The following is a 10355-nucleotide window of genomic DNA, read 5'->3' as shown; positions in this document are numbered from 1 at the left end:
CCCCCGCCAGCACGACGAACTGCGCGCCCTGGTAGGCCGTTGGGAGCGTGGCGAACCGCTGATCGTGGATAATGCTCACCCACCACGTTCCCGCAGCGCCCACAGTATTATCGCTATTCTGCGCCAGGTGCCAGTCACGGCGTTGATGATAGGAGCGAGCCTGCTGGTATTTGCCCTAAGCGGCATTTTTGGCGACCTACTGATTGTGGCGCTCACCATTGTGCCGGTGGGTATCTCCGGCGGCCAGTTGGTGTATGGGTCGCTAGCAGACACCGTGATGGGTGGGCAGCTGTGGCGTTTGCTATCTCCCGCATTTCTGCACTTTGGCTGGATGCACCTGATTTTCAACCTGATGTGGGTGTGGTACTTCGGGCGGCAAATTGAGCTGCGCCAAGGCAGTAAAATGATGCTCCTCCTGCTTTTAGTGGCGGGCATTGGGGCTAACGTCGCCCAATACGTGACCGGAACGGTACTGTTCGGTGGTATGTCCGGCGTGGTGTATGCACTGCTGGCCCATGTGTGGCTGATGTCTCGCCGCGCCCCGCAAAGCGGTTTCTTTGTGCCGCAAATGTTGGTGGTGTTTATGCTCGGCTGGATGGTGTTCACCATGACCGATATTGCCGGTACCGTCGGCTTTGGCAACGTGGCCAATGAAGCTCACTTGGGCGGGCTGCTCGTGGGGCTCGCCACGGGCTGGTATTATTCCTCCAAACGTAGCAAAGCCTAACGCCGCCAATTTGAAAGCAGCAAATACTTGAGGTGCTAACCGTGAGCGATATGACCTTCGATAAAATGATCAACCAGATGACGCCTGCGATTTATGAAAGCCTTAAGCAAGGGGTGTCGCTACGCAAATGGCCTGACGGCCGCCGCTTAACGCCGGAGCAAACCGAGCTGTGTTTGGAAGCTGTCATGCGTTATGAAGTTGAAAACAATGTACCGGAAGAGAATCGCGTAGGTTATTTGGAGCGGCGTACCTGTGGGGCAGGTGCTACCGGCGCAGGCGTTAGCCCAGAAATGGCGGGCCTTGGCCGGGATGCCACGCGTGACTGATTTGTTAATTCCCGAGGTCTCTCCCGTTAAAGGGTGTCTGCAAAAAATGGCGGCGGCGCTGCCTAGCCGTCAAGACGAGCAAGTGGTTTACCATCTGCGCGCTGGTGAGCATCGGGTGGCGTTGAATGAGCGTATTGGCTCCCCCATGCGCCTTGCATGGAGCGGTGCTATTGCCTGTACCCACTGCGGTCGGGCAACTAAAAAAAGCTTTGCACAAGGCTACTGCTACCCTTGCTTTAAGCGCTTGGCGCAGTGCGATACCTGCATCATGAAACCGGAAACCTGCCACTACCATCAGGGCACCTGCCGCGAGCCGGAGTGGGGTGAGGCGCACTGCTTTCAGCCCCACATCGTCTATCTGGCTAACTCTTCCGGCTTGAAGGTAGGCATTACTCGCAAAACACAAATGCCCACCCGTTGGTTGGATCAAGGCGCTATTCAGGCGTTACCGATTCTCGAAGTGAACACTCGCCAGCAGTCCGGGTTCGTCGAGATGCTCTTCAAAGAGCAGGTGGCCGACCGCACTAACTGGCGTGCCATGTTAAAAGGTGAGGTAGAACCACTCGATCTGCGCGCTGAGCGTGACCGGTTGTTGAACACATTGGCAGATGGTTTAGGCCAGCTACGCAGTGTTCACGGCGAAGACGCCATTCGCACGTTGGATGAGGCTCCTTTGCAGTTCGACTATCCCGTGGCTGTGTTTCCCCGCAAAGTAGTCTCTCATAATTTTGATAAGCAGCCGCTGGTTGAAGGCATCCTTCAGGGCGTGAAAGGGCAGTACCTCATGTTCGACACGGGTGTGATAAATCTACGTAAATTCACAGGTTATGAAATTTCGGTGGAGTAAAACTTGGCGTTTCGCCTAGCCAGAGTGGCATCGGTTGACTAAGGTTATGAGGGTCACAATAGACTCTGCCCTCGTCACGCAAGGAAGCCTCGATGCCATGGCTAAAACTGCTGCACATCGCCGCGCTGGTCATTTGGTGCGGCGCACTTCTCTATTTGCCTGCGCTTTTATTGCAAGCGCTGCAGCTACGTAAAGACGCTGGCTTCGCCCAGGGCACACCGCCCATGCCGCGGTTTTTTTATAATTCCATTGCCACACCTGCGGCACTCGCTGCGATTGCCTCTGGCACACTGCTATTTCTCCTGCATGGCCTGTTAGGCGGCTGGTTGATACTGAAACTGGGGGCAGTGGTGCTGATGGTTGCCGCTCACGGCTGCTTTGGCTGGCTCATCCTGCGCCTTGAGAAGGGGATTTTTAAAGGGGTGAAGACGGCCAGCTTGTGTGCGCTGCTGTTGGCGCTGGTAGGCATCTTTGGGGTGCTAGGGTTTGTGCTCTCTAAACCGCTGGAGTGGAGCTAGCTCAATGGCCAATGTCCAATTACGGGCTGCCATTGAGCCGCTCGGGTTACTATTCTACTTCAACGCCCACCGCGTGCTCGTACACCAGTTGGCCACCGAGCCACCCGGCCAGCGCAATCAAACCGGCCGTTACCAGCGAGATGGCCAACCCCCACGGCAGCACCGCACTGGGCTCAGTGAAACGCAGCAGCCAATTCAGCGACGCCAGAGAGAGCATGACTACGGCCACAATCGCGTGACTCCAGCCGGTAATCAAACGGCGGATGCGCGCTACCGACACCAAGTCAATGATGCCTGCCACCGAAGCAATCCAACCGCCAAACGCGCCAACACCCGCCAGCCAAAGCCCGCCGCGCAGCCAGAATGCATCCTGGGTATACCAGTAGGCAATATCGCAAGCGACCAGTGCCATCAGGGCCGCCACCGGGAAGTGAATCATCACCGGGTGAAGCGGATGCCCCGCCAGCGATGCGCGGCTTTTGATCGAGCGTTGGGGAGTAGGTGTCATCGTCACTTCCTGTGGTTAGACAAAGCGAAACAGTCGGATAGATCAACTGCACTTCAGGGAAAACGCTAATGAGGGAACGCAATAGCGCTACGTCCGCCATCATGTCGTGTTTAGCATCGCGACGAGCCCGTCAAGCCGCCTGCTGGCTAGGGCTTAGCCTGCTACTCAGTGTCGCGGGCTGTACTGGCGACAGATCTATCTTAGACCCTGCAGGGCCCGCCGCGCGAGACGTTCGGTTAATTTGGTGGGTAATGCTGGGCTTTGCCACCATCGTGCTGGTCGGTGTCACCGTGGTTTGGCTGTACGCCTTCAAACCGCGCAACGTAGAGCGCACGCCTGCCCAAGAGCGACGCATTGCCCGCCGCTGGATTATTGGTGGAGGCCTTGTGTTGCCGATCACCAGTGTGACTGCACTGCTGATGTTTGGGGTGCCTGCCGGGCAGCGCATGCTGCCGCTCCCGCTAGGCGAGCCGCCTGAAGTGATTGAAGTGATCGGCCACCAATGGTGGTGGGAGGTGCGCTACCCAGGCGCCGAAGGCGGCGAAGTCGTCACCGCTAACCAGCTCGTCATGCCCGCAGGGGAGCCGGTGGATTTCCATGTGAGCGGCGCAGATGTCATTCACGCGTTTTGGGTGCCGCGCCTAGGCGGCAAAATCGACATGCTGCCAGGAAGGGTGAATAAAATCCGCTTGGAAGCTGATGAGCCCGCCGTGTTTGGTGCCCAGTGTGCCGAGCTGTGCGGGGTGGGCCATGCCCATATGCATTTGTATGTCGAAGCCGTGCCCCGTGAAGCATTCGATGCATGGCTGGCAGCTCGCCAAGACGCAGAACTAAACGAGTTAGCGACCCAAGATTCAGCCCACGATAGCGCAAGAGAGGCCTTTACGACCCACTGCGCGAGCTGCCATCAAGTGGCTGGCGTCAGCCAGGGCGATGTAGGGCCGAACCTCTCGGATGTCGGTAGCCGCACGATGCTGGGTGCCGGTGTGATGGCCATGGAAGAGGGCGCGGTGAGCCAGTGGCTGCAGCAGCACCAAACGCTGAAGCCGGGCAATAAAATGCCTGCCCACGACGATATTGATACGGACACCTTGGATGCCCTGGGTGCTTGGCTGGAGACCTTGACCCCATGAAGAGCGTGAATCAAGAGGCGGTAGAGCAGGACCCGCAGCAACTACACGAAGACCTACATGACATTTGGGGCAACCCGAAAGGGCTAAAGGCCCTCACCATCGTGAACCATACGACGCTAGGTCTGCGTTTTATGATCACTGGGATGGTGTTTTTCCTGATTGGCGGCATTCTTGCCATGCTGGTGCGTACCCAGCTAGCGATGCCCGACCAGGACTTTATGTCGCCGGAGATCTATAACCAAGTCACCACCATGCACGGCACGGTGATGATGTTTCTGTTCGCCATTCCCATGCTGGAGGGGCTGGCGATTTACCTGATCCCTAAAATGATTGGTGCCCGTGACTTGGTGTGCCCGCGGCTAACCTCATTGGGCTATTTCTGCTACCTGTTTGGCGGGATCATCCTCACCTCCAGCCTAATTATTGAGATGGCGCCTTCAAGCGGCTGGTTTATGTACACGCCGCTGAGCAGTAAAGAGTTTGCCCCGGATTTGGGCTCCGATTTTTGGCTGCTGGGCATCACCTTTGTGGAGATATCAGCGCTCTCGGCGGGGGTGGAGCTGGTGGTGTCTATCTTACGCACCCGCACCCAGGGCATGGCGCTGCATAAGATGCCGCTGTTTGCGTGGTATATCCTCGCCATGGCGCTAATGATCGTGGTGGGCTTCCCGCCGCTGATACTCGGCAGCGTGCTGCTGGAGCTTGAGCGAGCAGTCGGCATGCCGTTTTTCCAAATTGTGGGCGGCGGCGACCCGGTGCTCTGGCAGCACCTGTTCTGGCTGTTTGGCCACCCAGAGGTGTACATCATCTTCCTGCCTGCCGCCGGTATTGTCTCTACCCTGATCCCGGTATTTGCCGGGCGGCCCATTGTGGGGTACGGCTGGGTAGTGGCAGCGATCACCATTATGGGCTTTATCAGCTTTGGGCTGTGGGTTCACCACATGTTCACCATTGGCATTCCGCAGCTGGCCCAGGCGTTTTTCTCGGCAGCCAGTATGTTAGTGGCCGTGCCCACGGCGATTCAGGTGTTTGTCTGGCTCGCCACGCTCTGGCTTGGCAAACCCAAAATGAAGCTGCCCATGCTGTGGGTGATGGGCTTTTTGATCATCTTTGTGTGCGGCGGGTTAACCGGCGTCATGCTGGCGCTGGTGCCGTTTAATTGGCAGGTGCACGACACCCACTTTGTGGTGGCGCACATGCACTATGTGCTGGTGGGCGGCATGTTCTTCCCGCTGATCGCGGGGCTTTACTACTGGTTGCCGCTCTTCTCCGGGCGAATGCCCTCCGAGAACCTGGGGCGCTGGGGCTTCTGGCTGACCTTCCTGGGCTTTAATGGCACCTTCTTAATCATGCACTGGACCGGGCTGCTTGGCATGCCCCGGCGGATTTACACCTATGAAGCGGGCTCAGGTTGGGAGATTTTTAACCTGCTCTCGTCGATCAGTAGCTTTGTGCTCTCGGCAGGGATTGCCATGGTGCTGCTGGATATCGCGCTGCACTTTCGGTTTGGCAAGCCCGCCAAGCATAACCCCTGGAATGCCGATACGCTGGAGTGGGCCAACACCATGCCGCCCAGCGCCTATAACTTTGTGAGCCTCCCCAGTGTGGAAACCCGCCACCCGCTGTGGGATGACCCGAACTTACCGCATACCATGGCCGAGGGTAAGCACTCGCTGGCGGTGGCCTCACACGGCAGGCGTGAAATGTGGGGCACCGACCCGATTACGGGCAAGGTGCGCGAGATTATTCACCTGCCCGGTAACTCCTGGTGGCCGCTGTTTGCCGCTGCCGCGCTGGCGGTGGTGTGCCTGAGCCTGCTGACCAAGGTGTACGCGTTGGCAGGCGTATTCGTCATTATTGCCGGTATCTTTCTGCTGCGCTGGTCGTGGGAGAACGGCGCGCATCCTAAAGCGGCACCGGACGCAGGCGTAAAACCGGGCGTTCCACCGCTCCATTCGCGTACGATGGACGGCCCCGGCCTTTGGGCGATGGGTGTTTTTCTGATCGCCAACGGATCGTTTTATCTCTCTTACCTGTTTGGCTGGTTCTACCTCTGGACCGTTTCACCCGAATGGCAGATGCCAGAGACGCCGCCGCTATCACTCATGCTTATGTTGGCGGCGGGCGTGGCGGTGCTGGCCGGATGTGTGGTGATGGAGCGGCTGGTACGAGGGTTGCGCCAGCAGCGTGACGCCGGGTTAGGCGCAGGCTTCTATTTAGCCGCTGCGTTAGGTGCACTGCAAGTGGGGCTAACGGGCTGGGCGCTGTGGCAAGCCGAACTTGCCCCCACGCAAACCTCCCACGATGCGGTGATGCTGGTCGGCCTTGTCTACGCCCTGTTCCACGGCGGTTTAGCGGTCGTCTTGGCCGTGCTTCAAGGCCTGCGTGTGGGCTATGGCTATGTGGGCGCTCATGCTCCCTTCGAGCCGGGCGTAGTAGCCCTGCTATGGCGCTATAACGTGGTCACCTTTGGACTATTAATTGCAGCGCTAGCGGTGCTGCCCCGCGTGTTAGGAGGGTAGGGCGATGGAACGACTTCACTTTACTCATCCTATCCATTTAGTAGTGGGGCTAACGCTCTGGAGCGTTTGGTTTGTGGCCGTGTATAGCGGCCTGTCAGTGGCCTGTGCGGTGGCTCCACCGCCGCCGGAGGCAAGATCACTCACGCTACTCAACGCAGCCCTGGGCGGTTTTACCCTTCTCTGTGCTGCTGGGCTTGTGCTGTTGGCGTGGGGGTGCTGCCGCACAGCCAAGCAGCACCAGGGGCGTCAGCGCTTTCATGCCGTGGTATCCGGTTGGCTCTACTTGTTTTCTGCTTTCGGCGTGGCGTTTGCGGGGCTACCCATCATTGGCGTGCCGCCTTGTCTGTAACCGTGAACACAGACTCGCCTGCTAATGACGACGCACCGCTCTATACGCTTCATGGCATGTGGTGCACTAGCTGTGCGCTGGCGGTAGAGGGCGCGCTAGCTCGCGTACCGGGCGTCGCGCAGGCCAGCGTTCATTACCCTACCGCAACGGTATGGGTAAACGGCTCTCCCTCAGCAACCCAGTTGGCGGTGCTAGCCCCCGTGGTGAAGCGGCTGGGCTATCGGCTGAGCGAGCTAGAACCAGTACAAGATGCCCAGCAGCGCTTAGCCCAAGAGAGCCGCTACCTCACGCTGCGCCTGATTGTAGGTGCGGTGTTGGGTATGTGGACTATGCTGGCGTCGCTGCTGATCTACGTGGGCGCGCTGCCCAATGCCACCATAGAGCTGGTCGTCGCGTGGGTGGCCGGTGCCTTTTCACTACCCGTCGTGCTCTATTCCGGCCTGCCGTTTTACCGAGCGGGGTGGCGCACGCTATTGGCCCGACGCCCCGGCATGGATGTATTGGTAAGCCTGGGTGTGCTTGGCGCCATGGCGGTCTCGGTAGGGCTACTGCTGCGCGGCTCTTCAGAGGTCTATTTCGATACTGCGGTGATGCTTATTGTGCTGCTTCTGGTGGGCCGGCTGGTCGAAACCCTGTGCAGGCAGCGGGGGCTCAAAGCCTTTGATGCACTAAGGCTGCCGGAGGCTGATGTGGTGGTTTGCCAAGGCGGGCAGCGCTACACGCAGCCCGTTGGGGAAGTCTCCATAGGAGCCGTGATTGAAGTGCCCCCCGGTGAGCAGGTGCCTCTGGATGGCCTGCTTGACTCGCCCGGCTGGCTGGACACCGCCACGCTCACTGGGGAAAGCGTGCCCCGTTACCTGCATGCTAAGCAGCGGGTCTATGCGGGCTGCCGCTATGCGGCGGGGCTAAACGCAGCGCCTTTGAAGGTGACTGTGACGGCCACCGTCGGCCAGCGGCGGGTGGATAAACTGTGCGAGCAAATGCGCCGCTCCCAGGCAAAAAAGGGCGAATTGCACAAGCTGGCCGACCGCTTTGCCTCATGGCTAAGCCCCGTAGCGCTGCTGCTGGCTGTGCTGACACTCCCACTCGGGCTGCTATTGGGCCTTGGTCTAGAAGACGCTGCTGTGCGTGCGCTGTCTGTTTTGGTGGTAGCTTGCCCCTGCGCGGTGGGGCTGGCGGTGCCGCTGGCAAGCCTTGCCGGTAGCAGCCAAGCGTTACAGCAGGGCATTGCGCTTCGTGACCCTGCCGCTTTTGAAACTCTGGCGAACGTACGCGGCATTGCTTTCGATAAAACCGGTACGCTCACCCGGGGGCAGCATCAGGTAGTCCATGCCGCGCTGCGCCAAGGCGAAGATCTCACGATGTTTCAGACGATGCTGCACAGCGCCGTCAGCCAAAGCGAACACCCGCTAGCCAGCGGTTTGCTGGACTGGGCGAACAAGGCTGAAACAGCAACGCCGCCCAACGTACTTCATAACGTACTTCATCTTGAGGAGCATCCCGGCAAAGGCCAGCAAGCAACGTTTCAAAACGGAGAGAGGTGGTGGTTAGGTAGCGCCGCATGGATAGAGCAGCAGCTTGGCGCGCCCTTGTCAGATAACGCCCAACACCCTGACTACGCCTTTTCTTCACAGGTGGTAGTGGCCAACAGCCGCGGTTGGCTCGCCACGCTCTACTGTGCCGACCAGCCGGTAAGCGATGCGAAAGCGAGCCTTGCCGAACTACAGCGCTCAGGGTACATCGTGGCGCTGATCAGCGGCGACCGCCAGGGGCCGGTGGGCTGGCTTGGCCTGCAGGTGGGGCTAGCAAAAAACGCGTGCTACGCCCAGCGTTCGCCGGAAGCCAAAGCGGCGCTGCTCAAAGCGCTGCCTTCGCCTACGCTCTATGTGGGCGACGGGGTGAACGATACCTTAAGCCTTGCCGAAGCCGGGGTAGGCGTCGCCCCCATGCAAGCCAGCGAAGCCGCCCGCGACGGAGCCGCCGCACAGCTGCTTTGGCCTGGGGTGAGCGGTATCGTAAGGCTATTGGCACTGGCTAAGCGCACCCGCCGAGTCATGGTACAAAACCTAGTGTTTTCGGCACTCTATAACACGCTGGCGCTTGGGCTGGTGATCATGATGGCGGTACCGCCCTTGGCCGCCGTACTGGCGATGGCAGCAAGCTCGCTCAGCGTGACGTTAAATACAGCGCGCCTTGCGTGGGCAGAGCCTGACGAGGCTAGCGATAGCCCAGTACCTGCCCTAAGCGCTCAGCGTTCGATGCCACCCACTGAGGGTCAATCGCGCCCCACTGCTTAATGGTGTAGTGGCCAATGTTGTGGCGCTCGCCGTCGCCTTTTTCAAATACGCACTCAATATCCAATTCCCCCAAGGACGTAATGGTGTCTTGGGCGGTGCGCCTCGGCATGCCGGTGGCTTCCATCAGCGCGGGTACGCTGGCCACGCCTTGCTCAATCAAGTGGGCCACGTAAAGGCGGCGGTAAAAGCTGGATTTTGTTTTGCTGAGCGACATGGAGAGGGCGTCTTCTTAGTGATGGGTATTCCTGCAGTCTAATCAAATAAATCCCATTGTGCCCGGGGCAGGCGAAAATCACGGGTATTCAGCCCCTGCTCGGTGCGTGGCTGCATGTTCCACTGGCGGCTAGCACGCTGAAACCGCTGGGCGATCAAGTCAGCGAATACCCCCTCGCCGCGAAAGCGCTTACCAAAAGCCGCATCGTAGGTTTTACCGCCACGGCACTGGCGCATCAAGCTCATTACCTTAGCGGCGCGCTCGGGGTAGTGGGCTTCTAGCCACGCTTCAAACAGCGGCGCGACCTCGTGGGGTAGCCTTAGCAGCATCCAGGTCGCGGTGCGCGCCCCAGCACGGCTGGCGGCTTCCAGAATGCGTTCAATTTCGTGGTCGGTCAGGCCGGGAATAATCGGTGATACCAGCGTGCCCACCGGTATTCCCGCCGTATTCAGCTCGCGAATCACTTTCAGGCGTGCCTGCGGCGATGCCGCACGGGGTTCCAGCGTGCGCTTTAGGTTAGCGTCTAGGCTGGTCAAGCTCACGAACACCCGCACCAAGCGATGCTCCGCCATTTCTGCTAGTAGATCGATATCCCTCAAAATCAGCGTGCTTTTCGTCACTAGCGTCACCGGGTGGCGGCAAGCCAACAGCAATTCCAGCAAGCGGCGAGTGGTTTGGTAGGTGGCCTCTAGCGGCTGGTAACAGTCGGTATTGCCGGAGAGGTTAATGGGGCGGCAAACATAGTGGGGGTGGCAAAGCTCCTCTTTTAAATGCTCCACCAGCCCGTGGCGGGCGATCAATTTGGTTTCAAAATCCTGAATCGCCCCAGGTTTCGTAGACACCTCCAGGCCTTATACTAAAGGTATCTAGGAGGAACCATGAGCCATCCCCGCTACACTGAAGAATTCAAAATC

The 10355-nt window shown here is 59.1% G+C and carries 10 protein-coding genes and 1 pseudogene; 8 read left to right on the top strand and 3 right to left on the bottom strand.

Going from position 1 to position 10355, the window contains the following annotated elements:
- The 4 genes from BIS10_RS14565 to BIS10_RS14550 form a co-directional block, all read left to right on the top strand.
- Window positions 1-727: rhomboid family intramembrane serine protease (locus BIS10_RS14565; RefSeq protein ID WP_253506169.1), on the top strand; the 727-nt coding region annotated here is incomplete at its 5' end.
- A 41-nt stretch (window positions 728-768) separates the two neighbouring features.
- Complete coding sequence (locus tag BIS10_RS14560; RefSeq protein WP_083026035.1) at window positions 769-1053, top strand: YeaC family protein; 285 nt, start codon at window positions 769-771, stop codon at window positions 1051-1053.
- Entirely contained in the window at window positions 1037-1900 is an 864-nt protein-coding gene (locus BIS10_RS14555; RefSeq protein ID WP_392567183.1) for a DUF2797 domain-containing protein, read from the top strand. Before BIS10_RS14560 ends, BIS10_RS14555 begins: the two co-directional genes overlap by 17 nt.
- 92 nt (window positions 1901-1992) lie before the next feature.
- On the top strand, window positions 1993-2418 hold the full coding sequence (locus BIS10_RS14550) for a CopD family protein (protein WP_058578323.1): 426 nt from the start codon (window positions 1993-1995) through the stop codon (window positions 2416-2418).
- A 49-nt stretch (window positions 2419-2467) separates the two neighbouring features.
- On the opposite strand, the gene BIS10_RS14545 is transcribed toward BIS10_RS14550, so the two are convergent.
- Window positions 2468-2926: a DUF2231 domain-containing protein gene (locus tag BIS10_RS14545; protein WP_058578324.1), complete on the bottom strand. Its 459-nt coding sequence runs from the start codon at window positions 2924-2926 to the stop codon at window positions 2468-2470.
- 68 nt (window positions 2927-2994) lie between these two features.
- On the opposite strand from BIS10_RS14545, the gene coxB reads away from it, so the two are divergent.
- From coxB to BIS10_RS14525, 4 genes are read left to right on the top strand one after another with little or no spacing between them, the layout of a single operon-like run.
- Window positions 2995-4059: a cytochrome c oxidase subunit II gene (coxB, locus tag BIS10_RS14540; RefSeq protein ID WP_253506166.1), complete on the top strand. Its 1065-nt coding sequence runs from the start codon at window positions 2995-2997 to the stop codon at window positions 4057-4059.
- Complete coding sequence (gene ctaD / locus BIS10_RS14535) at window positions 4056-6581, top strand: cytochrome c oxidase subunit I (RefSeq protein ID WP_253506164.1); 2526 nt, start codon at window positions 4056-4058, stop codon at window positions 6579-6581. The genes coxB and ctaD overlap by 4 nt, the downstream gene beginning before the upstream one ends.
- A 4-nt stretch (window positions 6582-6585) precedes the next feature.
- Window positions 6586-6930: a hypothetical protein gene (locus BIS10_RS14530; RefSeq protein WP_083026031.1), complete on the top strand. Its 345-nt coding sequence runs from the start codon at window positions 6586-6588 to the stop codon at window positions 6928-6930.
- A complete protein-coding gene (locus BIS10_RS14525; RefSeq protein ID WP_392567182.1) occupies window positions 6921-9227 on the top strand; it encodes a heavy metal translocating P-type ATPase in 2307 nt (768 codons plus the stop codon). The genes BIS10_RS14530 and BIS10_RS14525 overlap by 10 nt, the downstream gene beginning before the upstream one ends.
- On the opposite strand, the gene BIS10_RS14520 is transcribed toward BIS10_RS14525, so the two are convergent.
- On the bottom strand, window positions 9148-9441 hold the full coding sequence (locus tag BIS10_RS14520) for a helix-turn-helix domain-containing protein (protein WP_083026029.1): 294 nt from the start codon (window positions 9439-9441) through the stop codon (window positions 9148-9150). The genes BIS10_RS14525 and BIS10_RS14520 overlap by 80 nt on opposite strands.
- A gap of 38 nt (window positions 9442-9479) precedes the next feature.
- Window positions 9480-10256, bottom strand: a pseudogene (locus BIS10_RS14515) (radical SAM protein); the annotation flags it as partial.
- Between the last annotated feature and the right edge of the window lie 99 nt (window positions 10257-10355).

Source organism: Halomonas sp. 707B3 (genome assembly GCF_024158645.1).
Taxonomy (GTDB): Bacteria; Pseudomonadota; Gammaproteobacteria; order Pseudomonadales; family Halomonadaceae; genus Vreelandella; species Vreelandella lionensis.
Note: the sequence above shows the minus strand (reverse complement) of the source record. Positions and strands in the feature narration are given on the sequence as shown.

Coding starts and splice junctions, on each gene's coding strand:
- BIS10_RS14555 (WP_392567183.1), top strand. CDS start 1,037: ATGCCACGCGTGACTGATTTGTTAATTCCCGAGGTCTCTCCCGTTAAA.
- BIS10_RS14550 (WP_058578323.1), top strand. CDS start 1,993: ATGCCATGGCTAAAACTGCTGCACATCGCCGCGCTGGTCATTTGGTGC.
- BIS10_RS14545 (WP_058578324.1), bottom strand. CDS start 2,926: ATGACACCTACTCCCCAACGCTCGATCAAAAGCCGCGCATCGCTGGCG.
- coxB (WP_253506166.1), top strand. CDS start 2,995: ATGAGGGAACGCAATAGCGCTACGTCCGCCATCATGTCGTGTTTAGCA.
- ctaD (WP_253506164.1), top strand. CDS start 4,056: ATGAAGAGCGTGAATCAAGAGGCGGTAGAGCAGGACCCGCAGCAACTA.
- BIS10_RS14530 (WP_083026031.1), top strand. CDS start 6,586: ATGGAACGACTTCACTTTACTCATCCTATCCATTTAGTAGTGGGGCTA.
- BIS10_RS14520 (WP_083026029.1), bottom strand. CDS start 9,441: ATGTCGCTCAGCAAAACAAAATCCAGCTTTTACCGCCGCCTTTACGTG.